At 73.3% G+C, this 17,812-nt stretch carries 15 protein-coding genes; 11 read left to right on the top strand and 4 right to left on the bottom strand.

Translation table 11 applies throughout. The features are described 5' to 3' along the window. Positions 1 to 117 precede the first annotated feature (117 nt). The 7 genes from OG861_RS21745 to OG861_RS21715 all read left to right on the top strand — a co-directional run bounded on the left by OG861_RS21745 (position 118) and on the right by OG861_RS21715 (position 8,371). The gene (locus OG861_RS21745; RefSeq protein ID WP_329194886.1) at positions 118 to 1,170 is read left to right on the top strand and encodes an MBL fold metallo-hydrolase; all 1,053 of its coding nucleotides are present in this window, start codon (positions 118 to 120) and stop codon (positions 1,168 to 1,170) included. A 375-nt stretch (positions 1,171 to 1,545) separates the two neighbouring features. After that, positions 1,546 to 2,778, top strand: a complete 1,233-nt coding sequence (locus OG861_RS21740; protein ID WP_329194887.1) for a prenyltransferase/squalene oxidase repeat-containing protein — start codon at positions 1,546 to 1,548, stop codon at positions 2,776 to 2,778. Further along, a complete protein-coding gene (locus OG861_RS21735; protein ID WP_330261843.1) occupies positions 2,778 to 3,419 on the top strand; it encodes an SCO2322 family protein in 642 nt (213 codons plus the stop codon). Before OG861_RS21740 ends, OG861_RS21735 begins: the two co-directional genes overlap by 1 nt. A 128-nt stretch (positions 3,420 to 3,547) precedes the next feature. Beyond that, positions 3,548 to 4,648: an energy-coupling factor transporter transmembrane protein EcfT gene (locus OG861_RS21730; RefSeq protein WP_329194891.1), complete on the top strand. Its 1,101-nt coding sequence runs from the start codon at positions 3,548 to 3,550 to the stop codon at positions 4,646 to 4,648. Further along, entirely contained in the window at positions 4,645 to 6,774 is a 2,130-nt protein-coding gene (locus OG861_RS21725) for an ABC transporter ATP-binding protein (protein WP_329194893.1), read from the top strand. Before OG861_RS21730 ends, OG861_RS21725 begins: the two co-directional genes overlap by 4 nt. Continuing rightward, entirely contained in the window at positions 6,771 to 7,577 is an 807-nt protein-coding gene (locus tag OG861_RS21720) for an ECF transporter S component (RefSeq protein ID WP_329194895.1), read from the top strand. The genes OG861_RS21725 and OG861_RS21720 overlap by 4 nt, the downstream gene beginning before the upstream one ends. 338 nt (positions 7,578 to 7,915) lie before the next feature. Continuing rightward, on the top strand, positions 7,916 to 8,371 hold the full coding sequence (locus OG861_RS21715) for a transglycosylase SLT domain-containing protein (RefSeq protein WP_329194897.1): 456 nt from the start codon (positions 7,916 to 7,918) through the stop codon (positions 8,369 to 8,371). Between the two features lie 149 nt (positions 8,372 to 8,520). Here OG861_RS21715 and OG861_RS21710 read toward each other — a convergent pair whose 3' ends face one another. Further along, positions 8,521 to 9,690, bottom strand: coding sequence for a steroid 3-ketoacyl-CoA thiolase (locus tag OG861_RS21710; protein ID WP_329194899.1), 1,170 nt, complete (start codon positions 9,688 to 9,690; stop codon positions 8,521 to 8,523). A 241-nt stretch (positions 9,691 to 9,931) separates the two neighbouring features. Between OG861_RS21710 and OG861_RS21705 the strand changes: the two genes are divergently transcribed. Together OG861_RS21705 and OG861_RS21700 are read left to right on the top strand one after the other, a co-directional pair. Further along, positions 9,932 to 11,182: a cytochrome P450 gene (locus OG861_RS21705; protein WP_329194901.1), complete on the top strand. Its 1,251-nt coding sequence runs from the start codon at positions 9,932 to 9,934 to the stop codon at positions 11,180 to 11,182. Between the two features lie 123 nt (positions 11,183 to 11,305). Then, a complete protein-coding gene (locus OG861_RS21700; RefSeq protein ID WP_329194903.1) occupies positions 11,306 to 11,680 on the top strand; it encodes a DUF6193 family natural product biosynthesis protein in 375 nt (124 codons plus the stop codon). A 232-nt stretch (positions 11,681 to 11,912) separates the two neighbouring features. Here the strand turns inward: OG861_RS21700 and OG861_RS21695 are convergent, their stop codons facing one another. Beyond that, positions 11,913 to 13,955: a bifunctional glycosyltransferase 87/phosphatase PAP2 family protein gene (locus OG861_RS21695; RefSeq protein ID WP_330261842.1), complete on the bottom strand. Its 2,043-nt coding sequence runs from the start codon at positions 13,953 to 13,955 to the stop codon at positions 11,913 to 11,915. Positions 13,956 to 14,076: 121 nt separating this feature from the next. Between OG861_RS21695 and OG861_RS21690 the strand changes: the two genes are divergently transcribed. Beyond that, positions 14,077 to 14,412 carry an antibiotic biosynthesis monooxygenase family protein gene (locus tag OG861_RS21690; RefSeq protein WP_329194907.1) on the top strand — a complete coding sequence of 112 codons (336 nt, stop codon included), beginning with the start codon at positions 14,077 to 14,079 and terminating at the stop codon, positions 14,410 to 14,412. A 126-nt stretch (positions 14,413 to 14,538) separates the two neighbouring features. Here OG861_RS21690 and OG861_RS21685 read toward each other — a convergent pair whose 3' ends face one another. Beyond that, positions 14,539 to 14,934 carry a nuclear transport factor 2 family protein gene (locus OG861_RS21685; RefSeq protein WP_329194910.1) on the bottom strand — a complete coding sequence of 132 codons (396 nt, stop codon included), beginning with the start codon at positions 14,932 to 14,934 and terminating at the stop codon, positions 14,539 to 14,541. A 129-nt stretch (positions 14,935 to 15,063) separates the two neighbouring features. Here OG861_RS21685 and OG861_RS21680 point away from each other — a divergent pair, with 129 nt between their 5' ends. Then, entirely contained in the window at positions 15,064 to 15,642 is a 579-nt protein-coding gene (locus tag OG861_RS21680) for a GNAT family N-acetyltransferase (RefSeq protein WP_329194912.1), read from the top strand. A 110-nt stretch (positions 15,643 to 15,752) separates the two neighbouring features. On the opposite strand, the gene OG861_RS21675 is transcribed toward OG861_RS21680, so the two are convergent. Continuing rightward, complete coding sequence (locus OG861_RS21675) at positions 15,753 to 17,804, bottom strand: MFS transporter (protein WP_329194914.1); 2,052 nt, start codon at positions 17,802 to 17,804, stop codon at positions 15,753 to 15,755. Positions 17,805 to 17,812 lie beyond the last annotated feature (8 nt).

The raw sequence follows: 17,812 nt of genomic DNA, 5'->3' as shown, positions 1-17,812 counted from the left end.
TCCGACGACTAGTCAGAACCCGTACCCGGATGGTGGACTGGGGCGACCAATGCAACACGTTCTCGTTCCGTGCTCCCGTTCCGCACCCGTTCCACGTTCTCGTCCCCTGGAGTCCGCATGACGCCCCTCGCCCCACCTCAGGTCACCGACCACGGCGGAGGCGTGCGGAGCATCAAGGTCCCCATCCCCGACAACCCGCTCGGGCACACGCTCGTCCACGTCCTCGACACCGACCGCGGGCCCGTCCTGATCGACACCGGCTGGGACGACCCCGACTCCTGGGACACCCTGGTGGCCGGCCTCGCCGCGTTCGGCATCCCCGTCACCGGCCTCCACGGCGTGGTCATCACCCACCACCACCCCGACCACCACGGCCTGTCGGGGCGGGTCCGGGAGGCGTCGGGCGCCTGGATCGCGATGCACGCCGCCGACACCGAAGTCGTCGTACGGACCCGGTCCGCCGAACCGGGCGTCTGGTTCGACTACATGAGCGAGAAGCTGGTCACCGCCGGCGCCCCCGAGGAGCACATCGCCCCGCTGCGGGCGGCCCGGGCGAGCGGCCGGATGCGGACCCTGCCCGGGCTGCGGGCCGCCGTCCCCGACCGGGAGATCGTCCCCGGCGAGCTGCTGCCCCTCGCCGGGCGGAGGCTGCGCGCGATCTGGACCCCCGGCCACACCCCCGGCCACGTCTGCCTGCACCTGGAGGAGGCCCACCCGGCGGACCTCCCCGGCAACGGCCGCCTCTTCTCCGGGGACCACCTCCTGCCCGGCATCTCCCCGCACATCGGGCTGTACGAGAACCCGCAGGACGAGCGGGTCACCGATCCGCTCGGGGACTACCTCGACTCCCTCGAACGCGTCGGCCGCCTCCGCCCGGCCGAGGTGCTCCCCGCCCACCAGCACCCCTTCACCGACGCCCCGGCCCGGGTGCGGGAGCTGCTGGCACACCACGAGGAACGGCTGGACGGGCTCCGGGAGCTGCTCGCCGAGCCGCTGACCCCGTGGGGGCTCGCCGAGCGGATGCAGTGGAACCGGCCCTGGGAGCAGATCCCGTACGGGTCCCGGAACATCGCGGTCTCCGAAGCCGAAGCGCACCTGCGGCGGCTGGTGAAACAGGGCAGGGCGGAAGCGGTGCCGGGCACGGACCCGGTGACGTACCGGGCGGTGTGACGTACCGGCCGGTGTGTGCCGCCCAGGGCGCGGCACCCGGGCGGTGCGCCGCCCCGGGCCCCGGCGCCGGGTAAGGGGCGCTCCTCAGTTGCACCCCGGGCAGGCGGCCCCCGGGGGGCCGGACCCGGGCCGGTACAGTAAGGCCGTCGTCCACACTTCCGTACGGGGGCAAGCCGGTGCGAATCCGGCGCTGACCCGCAACCGTGACCCGCACCGGCGCCGCCGGGGGCGGGAAGCCGGGATGCCCCGCCGGGAGTGCGCGGCTCGTGCCGCCGGGCCCCCGGCGGCCGGCACCGTCGAGGAATACGGAGCCGGAGCCCGGTACCCGCGTGTGCCTGCCCCCGCTCCCCCAGCACGAGAGGCACCCGCCCCGCCATGAACGTCCGCCGCAGCGCAGCCGCGCTCGCCGCCTCCGCCGTGCTCTGCCTGGGCGCCGCTCCCGCCGCACTCGCCGCCCCCTCCCCCTCCCCGGCGCCGGTGATCCCCTCCGGTCTGTTCGGCCAGGCCGACCCCACCTACGACGGTGTCTGGCGCCAGTCGTTCGCCCTGCTCGCCCAGCACACGGTCGGTCTGCGCCCCGCCCCGCAGGCCATCGCCTGGCTCAGCGGCCAGCAGTGCGCCGACGGCGGCTTCGCCTCCTTCCGCGCGGACGCGACGAAGGCGTGCGACCCGGCGACGCCGCTGGACACCAACGCCACCGCGGTGGCCGTGCAGGCACTCAAGGCGCTCGGCGGCCACGACGCCCAGGTCAAGAAGGGCGTGGACTGGCTCAAGTCCGTCCAGAACGAGGACGGCGGCTGGGCGTACGTCCCGGGCTCCCCGAGCGAGGCGAGTTCCACCTCCGTCGTCATCAGCGCGCTGGCCGTGGCGGGCGAGAAGCCGGCCGACGTCACGTCGAAGGCGGGCAAGTCCGCGTACGACGGCCTGCTTTCCTTCCGGCTGGGCTGCGACGCCGAACCGGCCTCCGACCGGGGTGCCTTCGGGTACCAGCCGACCGACGGCAAGCTCCCCGCCAACGCCGACGCGACGGCCGCCGCGACCCTGGCCGGCCTCGGCAAGGGCGCCGTCGTCGCCCCGGCCTCCACGGACACCCCCGCGGCCGCCCCGGCCTGCCCGGCGGGCGCACCCGACCCCGCGGCCGCCGCCGAGGGCGCGGCCGGGTACCTGGCCGAAGCCCTCAAGAAGGACGGCCACTTGACGGCCGCCACCCCGGGCGCCGACCAGCCCACCCCCGACACCGGCAACACCGCCGACGCCGTCATCGCCCTGGCCGCGGCCGGCCACAAGCAGTCGGCGGCGGGCGCGCTGGAGTGGCTCAAGGGCAACTCGGCGCAGTGGGCCAAGGGCAACCCGGCGGCGCTGGGCACCCTGGTCCTCACCGCACACGCGACGGGCACCGACCCGCGGGCCTTCGGCGGCACCGACCTGATCGCGGCGCTGAACGCGACGGGCCCGGCCCCGCAGACGCCGGCGACGGGCGCCATGCCCGCACGTGACAAGGACGAGGACGGCTCCGGCAACATCGGCTGGATGATCGGCGCGGGCGCCGCGGCGGGCGTCGGCATCGGCTTCCTGCTGAGCGGCCGCCGGAAGAAGAACCAGGTCTGATGCGCCGGCTGCCCGTTTTCGCCGCCGCCCTCGGCGTCCTCCTCACCCTCCTGGCCGCGTCCCCGGCGCTGGCGTCGAGCTACCGCTACTGGTCGTTCTGGGACGGCGGCGCGAAGGGCCCCTGGACGTACGCCACCCAGGGGACGGCGGCCCGTCCGGCGGACGGAACCGTCGAGGGCTTCCGCTTCGCGGTGAGCAAGGACGCCGGGGACCGGGCGTCCCGGCCGCGGGCCGACGCCGACTTCGCGGCGGTCTGCGCGGGCACCCCGGCGGTGGAGGGCAAGAAGCGGGTGGCCCTGGTCATCGACTTCGGGCTCCCGCAGGACTCGCCCTCCGGTGAGACCCCGCCGCAGGCCGGACCGCGCACCGCCTGCGCGCAGGTGGCCCCGGACGCCATGACCGCCGAGGCGCTGGCTTCGGTGGCGAAGCCGCTGCGCTACAACAGCGCGGCGCTGCTGTGCGCGATCTCCGGCTACCCGGGGCAGGGCTGCGGGGAGCCGCTCGCGGAGGGCGCGCGGCAGGAGCCGAAGGCCGCCCCGGGCGGTGACGGCGGTCCCTCGGCGGGCCTGCTCGCGGGTACCGCGGCGGTAGCCGCCCTCGCGGCGGCCGGCGTCTGGCAGTCCCGCCGCCGCTCCCGATGACGCCGCTCCCGCGGGCCCCGCGCACGGACACCCCGCACGGCGCCGCACCCGGCCACCTGGCCCCGGCCGGGGACGGTCCGGGCGGGGCCGGTGAGGGGTCGCGCGTGCCGGCGTACGACGCAAGGGGCTTGGGCAGGGCTCCCGAGGCACGTCGGGGCAACGCCCTGCACGCAGGGGCCTGGTGGGTGTGGGCGCTCGGGCTCGCGACCGCCGCCTCGCGCACCACCAACCCGCTCCTGCTCGGGCTGATCGTCGCCGTCGCCGGTTACGTCGTCGCCGCCCGCCGCACCGCCGCGCCCTGGGCGCGCTCCTACGGCGCGTTCCTGCGGCTCGGGCTCGTCGTCATCGGCCTGCGCCTGGTCTTCTCCACCCTGCTCGGCTCGCCCGTCCCCGGCGCGCACACCCTCGTGACCCTCCCGGAGGTCGCCCTGCCCGCATGGGCGCAGGGCATCCGTCTCGGCGGTCGCGTCAGCGCCGAGCAGCTGGTCTTCGCCTTTTACGACGGCGCGAAGCTCGCCACCCTGCTGGTGTGCGTCGGCGCCGCGAACGCGCTCGCGAACCCGGCCCGGCTGCTCAAGTCGCTGCCCGCCGCCCTGTACGAGGCGGGCGTGGCCGTGGTCGTCGCGATGACCTTCGCGCCCAACATGGTGGCCGACGTGGCCCGCCTGCGCACCGCCCGCCGGCTGCGCGGGCGCCCCACCGGCGGGGTGAAGGCCGTCCTGCAGATCGGCCTGCCGGTACTGGAGGGCGCCCTGGAGCGCTCGGTGGCGGTGGCCGCCTCCATGGACGCGCGGGGGTACGGCCGCACCGCGCAGGTCCCGCCCGCCGTGCGCCGCACCACCAGCGCGCTCACCCTCGGCGGACTCCTCGGCATGTGCGCCGGAACGTACGGGCTGCTCGCGGCGGAGGGCGCCGTGTTCGGCCTGCCCGTCCTCCTGATGGGCCTCGCCCTGGCCCTGGCCGGACTGCGCCTGGGCGGCCGGCGCAGCGTCCGCACCCGGTACCGGCCCGACCGGTGGGGCGGCCGGGCCTGGCTGGTCGCCGGGTCGGGCGCGGCGGTGGCGGCCCTGCTCGCCTACGCCGGGGCGGCGGACCCGCAGGGCCTGCGCCCGGGGGTGGTGCCGCTGGTCGCCCCGGCGCTGCCGCTGTGGCCCGCGGCGGCGATCCTCATCGGGCTGCTCCCCGCCCTCGTGGCACCCGTACCGCCGAAGGAGGCGTCGTCGCTGTGATCCGGTTCGAGCAGGTCTCGGTCACCTACGAGGGCGCCCGCGCCCCCGCGCTGCGGGACGCGGACTTCACCGTGCCGGAGGGCGAGCTGACGTTGCTGGTCGGCCCGTCGGGAGTCGGCAAGTCGACGCTGCTGGGTGCCGTCTGCGGGTTGGTCCCGCACTTCACGGGCGGCCGGCTGCGGGGGCGGGTCACCGTTGCGGGACGGGACACGCGCACGCACCGGCCGCGGGAGCTCGCGGACGTGGTGGGCACGGTCGGGCAGGACCCGGCGGCCCACTTCGTGACGGACGTGGTGGAGGACGAGCTGGCCTACGGGATGGAGTCGCTGGGGCTGCCACCTGCGGTGATGCGGCGTCGGGTGGAGGAGACGCTGGACCTGCTGGGCCTGAACGAGCTGCGGGACCGGCCCTTGGCCACCCTGTCGGGCGGTCAGCGGCAGCGGGTCGCGATCGGGTCGGTGCTCACCCCGCACCCGCGCGTGCTGGTGCTGGACGAGCCGACGTCCGCGCTGGACCCGGGGGCGGCGGAGGAGGTGCTGGCGGTCCTGCAGCGCCTGGTGCACGACCTCGGCACGACGGTGCTGATGGCGGAGCACCGCCTGGAGCGGGTGGTGCAGTACGCCGACCGCGTGCTGCTCCTCGCCGCACCGGGCGCGGCCCCCGTCCTCGGCAGCCCGGCCGAGATCATGGCGGTCTCCCCGGTCCACCCCCCGGTCGTCTCCCTCGGCCGTCTCGCGGGCTGGTCCCCGCTCCCGCTCTCCGTCCGCGACGCCCGCCGCCTCGCCGCCCCCCTCAAAGCCCGCCTCGCAGCGGCACCGCCCCCTACCCCGGCCGCACCTACGCTTCACCCGGCCCTCGTGACCGGTTTTCCGGCCCCGCGGACGCCCGAGGCCGGTTCTCCCACCCCGCCGATGCCCGGGGCGCAGCTTCCGACCCACCCCCACCCGGCCCCGCCGGCGCGCGACACCGGTTCCCCCACCCCGCCGACACCCGAAGCCGGTTCTCCCACCCCGCCGGCGCCCGAAGCCGGTTCTCCCACCCCGCCGGCGCGCGAGGCCGGTTTTCCAGCCCCGCCGGCGCGCGAGGCCGGTTCTCCCACCCCGCCGGCGCGCGAAGCCGGTTTTCCAGCCCCGCCGGCGCGCGAGGCCGGTTTTCCAGCCCCGCCGGCGTTTGAGGCGCGGGGCGCGGGGCGGAGCCCCGCACAGCCCGGCGCAGCCGGGGCCGCTCGCGCGACGGCGCCGCACACCTCCCTCTGGGCCCGCCTCCGCCGACGCGACCCCGCCACGAAACCCGCGGAGCAACCGGCGGAGCAACCGGCGGAGCAACCGGCCCGGGTCACCCACCTCACCCTGCGCCGCGCCCGCGCCGAGGTCCTCCACGACATCACCCTCACCGTCACCCCCGGCGAAACCATCGCCCTCATGGGCCGCAACGGCGCCGGCAAGTCCACCCTCCTCGCCGCCCTCGCCGGCACCCTCGCCCCCACCACCGGCGAGGTGCTCGTCGGCGGCCTCACCCCCCACCGCACGCCACCCCCGCAGATGATCCGCCGTGTCGCGCTCGTCCCGCAGGACCCCCGTGACCTCCTGTACGCCGACACCGTCGCCGCCGAGTGCGCCGCCGCCGACTCGGACGCGGGCGCCGCCCCCGGCACCTGCCGCGCCCTCGTCACCTCCCTCCTCCCCGGCGTCGCCGACGACACCCACCCCCGCGACCTGTCCGAGGGCCAGCGCCTGGTCCTGGCCCTCGCCTTGGTCCTGACCGGCGAACCGGCCCTGCTGCTGCTCGACGAGCCGACCCGCGGCCTCGACTACGCCGCCAAGGCGCGACTGGTCGAGCTCCTGCGCGCCCTGGCCGCCGACGGCCGCGCCATCATCCTGGCCACCCATGACGTCGAGCTCGCCGCCGAGCTGGCCCACCGCGTGGTGGTCCTGGCCGGCGGGGAGGTCGTCGCCGACGGCCCGACCGCCGAGGTGGTCGTCTCCTCCCCCGCCTTCGCCCCGCAGGTGGCCAAGGTCCTGGCGCCCGGCCACTGGCTCACGGTGTCCCAGGTCGCCGCCGCCCTGTCCCCGCCGCCGGAGCCTTCGGCAAAGGCCTCCACGGCCCCGGAGGGCCGCCCCTCATGACCGCCGCCCGCCCCCTGCCCCTCGGGCCCCGCGCCGCCGCCGCGCTGACCCTCGTCACCCTCATCGGCATCGCCGCCTTCGGCTGGCCCCTGCTCGCCGACGGCCGCTCCGGCCTCTCCCACTCCCAGGACGCCCCCTGGCTCTTCGCGGCGCTCCTGCCGCTGCTGGTTGCGGTGGTCGTCGCCACGATCGCCGACCAGGGGATGGACTCCAAGGCCGTCGCCATGCTGGGCGTGCTGGCCGCGGTGGGCGCCGCGCTGCGACCGCTGGGCGCCGGTACGGCCGGCCTGGAGCCCATGTTCTTCCTGATGGTGCTCAGCGGCCGCGTCCTGGGTCCCGGTTTCGGTTTCGTCCTCGGCTCCGTGACGATGTTCGCGTCCGCGCTGCTCACGGGCGGTGTGGGGCCGTGGATGCCGTTCCAGATGCTGGCGCTGGGCTGGTTCTCGCTGGGCGCCGGGCTGCTTCCGGGGCCCGGCCGGATCCGGGGGCGGGCCGAGGTGTGGATGCTCGCGGCGTACGGGTGCGTGGGCTCGTTCGCCTACGGCACGGTCATGAACCTGCAGGGCTGGGTGCTGCTCCAGGGCATGGGCCAGGGCATCTCCTTCCACCCGGGCGACCCGGTGCCGGCGAACCTGGCCCGTTTCCTCGCGTACTGCCTCGCCACCTCGGTCGGCTGGGACCTCGGCCGGGCCGCCCTGACCGTCGTACTGACGCTCGCGCTCGGCACGACCCTGCTGAAAGCGCTCCGCCGGGCGACGCGGAAAGCAGCGTTCGATGCCCCGATTTGCTTCGATATGCGTTGAAAGTGGCCCCGACCACACCCTATTTCGTTGCACGCCCGGTCACACAGCGTGAGATCCGGGCCCTTTCGGGGTGAGGCGGCCCACAGGACCCACGTCACATACGGCGCTCTTTAGTAGCCTCCCGGGCCCCCGTTCGACCCCCGCAAAACCCGCCCTGACCTGCGCGGACCCCTGCCGGAGCGCACCCGGGTCACAGGGGGCCCGCTATGAAAGTGCCTAGTAACAGGGGTCGTTGCCAGGGCTGCCCGGACCTGGCTAACTGGGTGATGTCGCCACGGCGGCAGGGGTTCCCACCCCCCGCCTGACGAACCCCTCTCCTTTGCGTGAGTGGCTCACGCATGTCTTCGGCATGCAGCGACCGCCCTTGTCCCCTTCGGAAGGTTCCCTCCGTGTCCAACGCCGTCATCCGCCGCATCGCCGCCACCAAGAAGACCCTCGCGGGCTCCGTCCTCGCCCTGGGCGTCGCCGGCTCCATGCTCGCCACGGTTCCCGCCCAGGCGGCCCCGATGGACGCCAAGGCCATCGCGCGCCAGATGATCAAGGACCCGGCGCAGTTCGCGGCCTTCAACCAGATCGTGTCCCGCGAGAGTGGCTGGAACCACACCGCCACGAACGCCTCTTCCGGCGCGTACGGCCTGGTCCAGGCCCTGCCGGCCTCGAAGATGGCTTCCGCGGGCTCCGACTGGAAGACGAACCCGGCCACCCAGATCAAGTGGGGCCTGGACTACATGAACTCCCGCTACGGCAGCCCCGTGGGCGCCTGGAACTTCTGGCAGTCGCACCACTGGTACTAAGCCGCCAGTGGCAGCGGACGCCGCACGACGCACCTGAGTGGTGCGTGTGCGAAGGCCCCGGTGGCCGGCCTCCCCAGGCCGGCCACCGGGGCCTTCGGCTTTCCCCATCCCAATGGGTTCAGTGGCGGTACGCCCCTCGGCGACCGCCGTCACAGCCGCTGGATGATCGTCCCGGTCGCCAGCGCGCCGCCCGCGCACATCGTGATCAGCGCGAACTCCTTGTCCCGCCGTTCCAGCTCGTGCAGCGCGGTGGTGATCAGCCGGGCGCCGGTCGCGCCGACGGGGTGCCCGATCGCGATGCCGCCCCCGTTGACGTTGACCTTCTCCAGGTCCTGGTCGAAGACCTGCGCCCAGCTGAGGACGACCGAGGCGAACGCCTCGTTGATCTCGACGAGGTCGATGTCCCTCAGGGACATCCCGGCCTTGCCGAGCACGGCCCGCGTCGCGTCGATCGGCCCGTCCAGGTGGTAGTGCGGATCCGCACCGACCAGCGTCTGGGCGACGATCCTGGCCCGCGGCTTGAGCTTGAGGGCGCGGGCCATCTTGCGCGAGGCCCACATCACGGCCGCGGCGCCGTCGGAGATCTGGGAGGAGTTCCCGGCGGTGTGCACGGCGGTCGGCATGACCGGCTTGAGCCGGGCCAGCGCCTCCATGGAGGTGTCCCGCAGCCCCTCGTCCCGGTCGACCAGTCGCCACATGCCCTGGCCGGCCGCCTGCTCCGCCTCGGTGGTCGGCACCTGCACGGCGAAGGTCTCGCGCTTGAAGCGCTCCTCGGCCCAGGCGGCCGCGGCCCGCTCCTGGGACAGCAGGCCGAGCCGGTCGACGTCCTCGCGGGTCAGGCCCCGGCGGCGGGCGATCCGCTCGGCGGCCTCGAACTGGTTGGGGAGGTCGACGTTCCACTCGTCCGGGAAGGGCTTGCCGGGGCCGTGCTTGGAGCCCGAGCCGAGCGGGACGCGGCTCATGGCCTCGACGCCGCACGCGATGCCGATGTCCATGACCCCGCCGGAGATCATGTTGGCGACCATGTGGTTGGCCTGCTGTGAGCTGCCGCACTGGCAGTCGACGGTGGTGGCGGCGGTCTCGTAGGGCAGGCCCATGGCCAGCCAGGCGTTGCGGGCCGGGTTCATCGACTGCTCGCCGGCGTGGGTGACGGTGCCGCCGACGATCTGTTCGACGCAGTCGGGCTGGATTCCGGTCCGGGCGAGCAGTTCGCGGTACGTCTCGCCGAGCAGGTAGGCGGGGTGGAGGTTGGCGAGCGAGCCCCCGCGCTTTCCGATGGGGGTGCGTACGGCTTCGACGATGACGGGTTCCGCGGCCATGAGCTCGTCCTCTCCTGCACGGTGCCGGCGCGGCGGGCCGTCCCGGCGCCCCGCCTGAACTAGTACGCGTTCTACTTCTCTGCGCAGTCTTATGACCCGCAGGCCCGGCACGCAAGGGTCTTGCACGCGGCTTACACGGATTCCACACGCAACAGCCGACGCCGCGGCCCTTGTCACTTCTAGAACTCGTTACTACCTTCGAGCCATCTTCTGATGGGCTGTCAGACCTTGGAGTCGCCCGATGTCGTGTCCCGCGCTGCCCGAAGGCTTCGACGCCACCGACCCCGACCTCCTCCACGCCCGCGTCCCCTTCCCGGAGTTCGCGCAGCTGCGGCGGACGGCGCCCGTGTGGTGGTGCGCCCAGCGGCGGGGCGTGACCGGCTTCGACGACGAGGGGTACTGGGCCGTCACCCGGCACGCGGACGTCAAGTACGTCTCCACGCACCCGGAGCTGTTCTCCTCCACCCTCAACACGGCGATCATCCGCTTCAACGAGCACATCCGGCGTGATGCCATTGATGCCCAGCGCCTCATCATGCTGAACATGGACCCGCCGGAACACACGCGCGTGCGCCAGATCGTGCAGCGCGGCTTCACCCCCCGGGCGATCCGCGGACTGGAGCAGGCACTGCGCGACCGCGCGCGGAAGATCGTCGAAGAGGCGCTGTCCGCCTCTGCCGACGGCAGCTTCGACTTCGTCACCCAGGTCGCCTGCGAACTCCCCCTCCAGGCCATCGCCGAGCTGATCGGCGTGCCGCAGGAGGACCGCGCGCGCATCTTCGACTGGTCGAACAAGATGATCGCCTACGACGACCCGGAGTACGCGATCACCGAGGAGGTCGGCGCCGATGCGGCGATGGAACTCATCGGTTACGCCATGAACCTGTCCGCTGCGCGCAAGGAGTGCCCGGCCAAGGACATCGTGACGCAGCTGGTGGCCGCCGAGGGCCAGGGCAACCTGGGCTCCGACGAGTTCGGCTTCTTCGTGCTGCTGCTGGCGGTCGCCGGCAACGAGACCACCCGCAACGCCATCAGCCACGGCATGCACGCCTTCCTCACCCACCTCGAGCAGTGGGAGCTGTACAAGGACAGGCGCCCGTCGACGACGGCGGAGGAGATCGTGCGCTGGGCCACGCCGGTGGTGTCCTTCCAGCGCACCGCCACCCAGGACACCGAGCTCGGCGGGCAGAAGATCAAGGCGGGCGACCGGGTGGGGCTGTTCTACTCCTCCGCCAACCACGACCCCGAGGTGTTCGAGGACCCGGACGTCTTCGACATCACCCGCGACCCCAACCCCCACCTCGGGTTCGGTGGCGGCGGGCCGCACTTCTGCCTCGGCAAGTCCCTGGCCGTGATGGAGATCGACCTGATCTTCAACGCGCTCGCCGATTCCCTGCCCGACCTGCGCCTCGCCGGGGACGGCCCGCGGCGGCTGCGCGCGGCCTGGCTCAACGGGATCAAGGAGCTCCGGGTCAGCCACGGCCGCGGCTGACCCGTGATCCAGGGCGGCAGGGGCCGCTCCCGCCCACGCCCCGGCCCCTGCCGTCCGCTGGTCTACCGGTTCGTGACCTGCGAAACCGTTGTCCTTGCGGCGTCGGGGCAGCACACTTCGCGGATGAACCTTCAGGAGGAACGCGGGGCCACCGACGCGGTGGAAGCCCGCTGGCAGCGCATGCCCTTGACGTGGCGGCTGGTGCGGGACCGGGCCGAGTCCAAGACGCTGAGCCAGGGCGTTCTGGCGCTGCTGGCGGCGGCCTCCGCCGAACCGCGGCTGCGCCGGCTGTACCCGTTCACGAAGCAGTGGACCCTGTGGTTCAGCTCCCGTACGAGCCCGCCGTTCAACGTCGACGTGCCGGCGGCCGAACCGCTGCCCGACGGCCGGTTCCGGGTGCGCGGCCCGCGTGGGGAGCAGGTCGTCGGCGAGACCGACACCGCCGAGGCCGCGATCGCACTCGTGGTGGCGCAGCTGCCCGCGGACGGGCAGGCGTAGGACGTCGAGCGGTGTCCCGGGTGGCGGGGGCGGTGCTGCGGCCCCATCCTGGACGGACGCGGCGATCCATCTAAGGGGTGCCGGAGCGGGCTCGATGCCGTGCTCCGGCACCCCTTCGGCCTGCGCGGGGGCCGCGTGGGGAACGCCTGGGGCCGCGCGCGCCTGCACGGGCCGCATGTGCACGCCCTGCGCGGGCCGCATGTACGCGCCCTGCGCTGCGCCCGTGTGCGGGTCAGGCGCTGGTGCGCTCCCCGGACGGGTTGGCGCTGCCCATCCGCTCCGGCGTGCGCGGGCGCGGCATGCTGAGGCTGACGTCGGCCGGCGCGAGCGCGCCGCGCGGCCCGGAGAGCACGTAGACCAGCCCGAACCCGGCGGCGACGACGAGGGCGCCGCCGACCGCGTCGAGCACCCAGTGGTTGGCGGTGGCGACGATCGCGCACACCGTGATCAGCGGGTGCAGCGCCCCCAGCAGCTTCTGCCAGGTCTTGGGCGCCAGCACGATGATGACGATCCCGCACCACAGCGACCAGCCGAAGTGCAGCGAGGGCATCGCCGCGTACTGGTTGGAGATGGCGGTCATCGCCCCGTACTGGGGGTGCGCCAGGTCCTGCACCCCGTGCACCGTGTCGACGAACCCGAGGTCGGGCATCAGGCGCGGCGGCGCGAGCGGGAACAGCCAAAAACCGACGAGCGCGAGGACCGTGGCCAGGCCCAGCGAGGCCCGCGCCCAGCGGTAGTCACCGGGGCGGCGCCAGTACAGGACGGCCAGGATGGTCAGCGGGACCACGAAGTGGAAGGAGGTGTAGTAGAAGTTGAAGAACGCCTTCACCGGGGGCGCGTTGACCACCGCGTGGTTCACAGCGTGCTCGATGTCGAGGCCGAGCGCCTTCTCCATGCCGTGGATGAGCCTGCCGTTGCTCTCGGCGAGGCTGCGGCTGGTGGGTGCGGCGGCCCGGATGTGCGAGTAGAGCGAGTACCCCACCCGTATCAGCAGCAGCTCCAGCAACAGGTTGGGGCGCGACAGTACGCGTCGCCAGAACGGCATCAGCGGCACGCGTGACCAGCGGGCGGCGGCCGGCCGCCCGTAGGCCGTGGGTACGGGCTCGCGCCAGTACGGGGACGAGCGGGGCAGGAACGGTACGGCGCAGGCCGCGGCCAGCGCCGTCAGGAGCAGCACGTTGTCGCGTACGGGGGCCAGCGCGGCCAGGTTCGGCAGCAGCACGTCCGCGGACAGGGTCATGGCCAGGACCACGGCCACCGGCCACACGGTGCGGTCGGCGGCGCGCCTGCCCACCTTCCCGGCGACCGCGAGCAGGACCCACAGCAGCTGGTGGCGCCAGCCGGCCGGGGAGACGGCGACGGCCACGCAGCCGGTGATCGCGGCGGCGAGCAGCAGTTGCCCGTCGCGGGCGTAGCGGGCCGCGCGGCGCAGGCCGGTCCAGACGACTGCGGCGGCCAGGGCGACGTAGAGGACGATCTCGCCCGGGCCGCTCAGGCCGATCCGCAGCAGGGCGCCGTGCAGGGACTGGTTGGCGAGGCTGTCGGGGGCTCCGCCGAGGCCGGTGCCGGCGACGTTGTGCACCCAGTACGTCCACGAGTCGCGCGGCAGCGACGCCCAGGACAGCGCGGTGGCACCGGCGAAGGTCACGGCGGCGGCCCTGGCCCCGGCGCGGCGCCCGGTCAGCCACAGCAGCGGCGCGAAGAGCAGCAGCCCGGGCTGCAGCGCGGCGGCGAGGCCGACGAGGAACCCGGCCGGCCGCTCGGCGGGCACCCGGAAGACGGCGAGCAGCACCAGCAGGACGGGGAGTACGGCGGTCTGCCCGGGCGAGGCGGCCTCGCGGACGGGCAGCGACACCATCATCAGCGCGACCAGCACGGGCGCGGCCAGCAGCGCGGTGCGGCGCGGCACCGGGTCGGGCAGCGCCCGGGCGGCCACCAGCCCGATCGCGGCGACGAACAGGAGCGTGACGCAGGTCCACGCCACCTCCAGCGAGGGCGCGGCGAACCCGACGAACGGCTTGAGGACCAGGCCGGCGAAGGGTGTGCCGGTGAACTGGCCGGAACCGCTGTCGTAGAGCGAGCCGGGCAGGCTGCCCGGGAGGTGGAAGGCGCTGAGCCACTGCCCCGGTGGGACGCGCAGTACGACGGCGGCCTGTCTGACGGCGAGTACCGCCGCCAGCGCCCACAGCAGGAGGCGCGCCGCCCCGAGCCTTCCGCCATCGCCTATGACCCCGGCATGTCCGGGTCCACCCCTGTGCTCCGCCGCGTTAGCCACGCCTCGCCGGCCTCCCGCCCTGTTGACCGCAACCCTGACTTCGCCTGGCTGCCGCGCTTCATGCACCACTTGATTACCTGGGGACGACGATATCCCGCGCGGGATCCCTAGGATGGCGGGCATGAGCATCGTGAAGATCAACGCGCTGACCGTGCCCGCCGAGCAGCGGGAGGTGCTGGAGCAGCGGTTCGCCTCGCGGGCGGGGGCCGTGGAGGGTTCGGACGGGTTCGAGTGGTTCGAGCTGCTGCGTCCGGTGGAGGGCACGGACCAGTACCTCGTGTACACGCGGTGGCGTTCCGAGGAGGACTTCCAGGCGTGGATGGAGGGCCCGATGAAGGCGGCGCACCAGGGTGGCGGTGGTGCGGGTGGCGGTGAGCGGCCGAAGCCGGCCGCGTCGGGTTCGTCGGTGTGGTCGTTCGAGGTCGTGCAGCAGGCGGCGCCCAAGCCCCAGGGCTGAGGCCCGGGCCCCAGGGGCTGGGGGCCGGGGCCGGTCGGCGGCCGCCGTCCGTTGTTCTTGGCGCGCGGCGGCTGTCCGTTGTTCTTGGCGGGCGGCCGCCGTCTCCTTGCGGTTCTTGCCCGGCCCTCAGCCCCAGAAGGTGTTCTCCTCGTCGATGTCCTGGGTGCACTGGTCGATGTCGCTGATCTTGCCGCCGACGATGGTGAAGAAGAGGCCCTGGTGGATCTCGATCCCGCGGTCGGCGCGGTCGGCGCGGGTGTTGTAAAAGGCCATGGCGTGGCCGCGTCCGTCCACGAGCACCGACAGCAGCTCGACCCGCATGGTGCCGCCGGTCTCCTCGCCGAAGGCGCGGTAGAGGTCCAGGACGGCTTGGCGGCCCTTGTGGTGCCCGGAGAGCATGTTGTCGCCGGGTACGTGGTGGATGACGTCGGCCGTCATGAGGGAGCCGAGCGTCTCCAAGTCGCCGCTGTTGAAGGCCTCGTAGCCACGGCGGACCAAGGCGGCGTCAGGGTGTTCGGACATGGCGCCCACATCCTCTGATCGAACTCTGGCCGGCATTCCGACCTCAGTGATTTACCCCTTTTCACATCATCGGGCCGCCCCTGTGGATATTCCAGCGCAGCCATCCGCCGACCGCCCCAGAATGACGCCATGACCAGCGAACAGAGCACGGAACAGCACACGGAACAAAGCAACGCACAGGCCGGCGAGCAGATCACCGCAACGGGCACCTGGCAGGTCGCCCCCGAACCGTTCACCACCACCGACGCCACCGCCCTGCGCCGCGCGTACTACGCCGAAGTCGCCGGCCGGTACTGGCGCAGGTCCGTCACCGAGGACGAGATCGACCAGGGGCTGCGCGACGACCCGGCCGACGGGCTCGCTCCGCCGACGGGCCGTTTCGTGGTCGGCCGGTACGACGGCCGTCCGATGTCCTGCGGCGGCATACGCCTCCTCGATGCGACCACCGCCGAACTCACGAGGGTGTACGTCGACCCGCGCGCCCGCGGCACCGGCGGCGGGGCGGCCCTGCTGAGGGCTCTTGAGGACGCGGGCCGGGAACTGGGCGCCGAGCGGGTCCGCCTGGACACGCGGTCCGATCTCGTGGAGGCGCGGCGCCTGTACGCGCGGCAGGGGTATGTGGAGATACCCGCCTACAACACCGGCCCGTATGCGGAGCACTGGTTCGAGAAGCCGATATCCGCGACGGACGTCCCCGAAGGGGCGTGAGCGACGCCGGGACCTGGCCGTACTTCGGCGCAGTTGAGGGCGTGGGCAGCTGACGGACGTGCGCAGCTGACGGCGTCCACAGCTGCGGCTCGCCCTGCCGACCCCGCGGGTCAGTGGCTGGAGTGGTCGCGGCGCGAGAAGGTGTCGTAGGGCTCCTCGGCGTCGGATCCGCACAGCTCGTCGTTGAGCTCCTTGAGCAGGTCGGCCAGGTCGGTCGGCCGCTCAGGACCCCACCAATCACCGAGCAGCTGGGCGAGCGACTCCTCCCTCGCCCGGGCCAGCCGGGCCGCGACCTCGCGGCCGCGGTCGGTCAGGATCAACGGCAGCCCGTCGCGGACGGCGAGCCCGCGCTCCTCGACCTGGCGGGCGGCATCCGTGATGGTCTTGAGCGGCACGGTGGTGCGTTCCGCCAGCACCGCCGGCTCCGCCGATCCGTACTTGTTGATCCGCAGCAGCATCCAGCTGGCGGCGGGCAGCAGATCGAAGCCGGCCTTCTCGGTGATCTTCTCGTAGACGTGGCGGCGGCCCTCACGGGTGCCGAGCACCGACAGCGCCCGGGCCACCTCGTCCCGGGAGGAACGCTGGACGGGGTTGGTGGCCAGGGTCTCGCTCCCGTCGGGTGCGGTGACCGAGCCGCGCAGCTTGTCCTCCTTGAGGAACCAGGCGACGACGAAAGCGACGAGGACCAGCGGCACGGCGTAGAGGAACACGTCGGTGATGGAGGACGCGTAGGCGTCGAGCACGGGCGGCCGAAGAGCAGGCGGCAGCATCGCGACTGCCCGCGGGTCTGCCTCCAGACCGTTGACGCTCACCCCGGGAGGCAACGGCACCCCGGCGAGGGCGGCGGACAGCTCGTCACCCAGACGGTTGTTGAAGATCGTGCCGAAGATGGCGACGCCGAAGGAGGCGCCGATGGAACGGAAGAAGGTCGCGCCCGAAGTGGCGACGCCCAGGTCCTCGTAGCGGACTGCGTTTTGCACCACGAGGACCAGCACCTGCATGACCAGGCCCAGACCGGCGCCGAAGACGAAGAAGTAGACGCTCATGACCAGATCGGAACTGGTGCGCTGCAACTGGTGCAGGAGCAGCAGGCCGACCGCGGTGACGGCGGTGCCGACGATCGGGAAGACCTTCCAGCGGCCGGTCCGGCTGACGATCTGACCGGAGCCGGTGGAGGAGATCAACAGGCCGAGGACCATCGGCAGCATGTGGACACCGGACATCGTCGGTGAGACGCCCCGGACCACCTGGAGGAAGGTGGGCAGGTAGACCATCGCGCCGAACATCGCGAACCCGATGACGAAGCTGATCACCGAGCAGAGGGTGAAGGTGCGGATCTTGAACAGGCTCAGCGGCAGGACGGGTTCCGCGGCCCGCCGTTCGACGGCGATGAAGGCGACGAGCAGCACGGCGGCCAGCACGACGAGGCTGATGACCTGCGCCGACCCCCAGGGCCAGGTGGTGCCGCCCAGGGAGGCGACGAGCACGAGGCAGGTGGCGACGGAGGCGATGAGGAACGTGCCGAGGTAGTCGATGGTGTGTTTCGAGGGGCGCCCCGGAATGTGCAGGGCGGCCGCGATGACGAGGAGGGCGACGAGACCGATGGGGAGGTTGATGTAGAAGACCCAGCGCCAGGACAGGTGGTCCACGAACAGGCCGCCCAGCAGAGGGCCGAGGACGCTGGTGGCGCCGAAGACCGCACCGAAGAGGCCCTGGTACTTGCCGCGTTCGCGGGGCGGGACGAGGTCTCCGACGATCGCCATGGACAGCACGATCAGGCCGCCGCCGCCCAGACCCTGCAGGGCGCGGTACCCGATGAGCTGCGGCATGTTCTGTGCCAGCCCGCACAGTGCCGAACCGATGAGGAAGATGACGATGGCGGCCTGGAACAGCTTCTTGCGTCCGTACTGGTCACCCAGCTTGCCCCACAGCGGTGTCGCGGCCGTGGAGGCGAGGATGTAGGCGGTGACGACCCAGGACAGGTGTTCCATGCCGCCGAGGTCGCTGACGATCGTGGGCAGCGCGGTGGAGACGATGGTCTGGTCGAGTGCCGCAATGAGCAGTCCGAGCAGCAGCGCGCCGATGGCGACGAGCGCCTCACGGGAGGTGTGCTCCGAGCGTGGACGGGGGTCCACCGCCGATGTGGTCACTTCCTGTGCCATCGGCTCCT

It is taken from the genome of Streptomyces sp. NBC_00539, assembly GCF_036346105.1.
Classification (GTDB): Bacteria; Actinomycetota; Actinomycetes; order Streptomycetales; family Streptomycetaceae; genus Streptomyces.
The sequence above is the reverse complement of the archived record's forward strand: the minus strand, read 5'-3'. Positions and strand labels throughout refer to the sequence as shown.

Bases quoted from the DNA above. Each gene is read 5' to 3' on its own strand.
- OG861_RS21685 (WP_329194910.1), bottom strand. From the start codon at position 14,934: ATGTCCGAACACCCTGACGCCGCCTTGGTCCGCCGTGGCTACGAGGCC.
- OG861_RS21675 (WP_329194914.1), bottom strand. From the start codon at position 17,804: ATGGCACAGGAAGTGACCACATCGGCGGTGGACCCCCGTCCACGCTCG.
- OG861_RS21705 (WP_329194901.1), top strand. From the start codon at position 9,932: ATGTCGTGTCCCGCGCTGCCCGAAGGCTTCGACGCCACCGACCCCGAC.
- OG861_RS21715 (WP_329194897.1), top strand. From the start codon at position 7,916: ATGTCTTCGGCATGCAGCGACCGCCCTTGTCCCCTTCGGAAGGTTCCC.
- OG861_RS21690 (WP_329194907.1), top strand. From the start codon at position 14,077: ATGAGCATCGTGAAGATCAACGCGCTGACCGTGCCCGCCGAGCAGCGG.
- OG861_RS21735 (WP_330261843.1), top strand. From the start codon at position 2,778: ATGCGCCGGCTGCCCGTTTTCGCCGCCGCCCTCGGCGTCCTCCTCACC.
- OG861_RS21680 (WP_329194912.1), top strand. From the start codon at position 15,064: ATGACCAGCGAACAGAGCACGGAACAGCACACGGAACAAAGCAACGCA.
- OG861_RS21740 (WP_329194887.1), top strand. From the start codon at position 1,546: ATGAACGTCCGCCGCAGCGCAGCCGCGCTCGCCGCCTCCGCCGTGCTC.
- OG861_RS21720 (WP_329194895.1), top strand. From the start codon at position 6,771: ATGACCGCCGCCCGCCCCCTGCCCCTCGGGCCCCGCGCCGCCGCCGCG.
- OG861_RS21700 (WP_329194903.1), top strand. From the start codon at position 11,306: ATGAACCTTCAGGAGGAACGCGGGGCCACCGACGCGGTGGAAGCCCGC.
- OG861_RS21710 (WP_329194899.1), bottom strand. From the start codon at position 9,690: ATGGCCGCGGAACCCGTCATCGTCGAAGCCGTACGCACCCCCATCGGA.
- OG861_RS21745 (WP_329194886.1), top strand. From the start codon at position 118: ATGACGCCCCTCGCCCCACCTCAGGTCACCGACCACGGCGGAGGCGTG.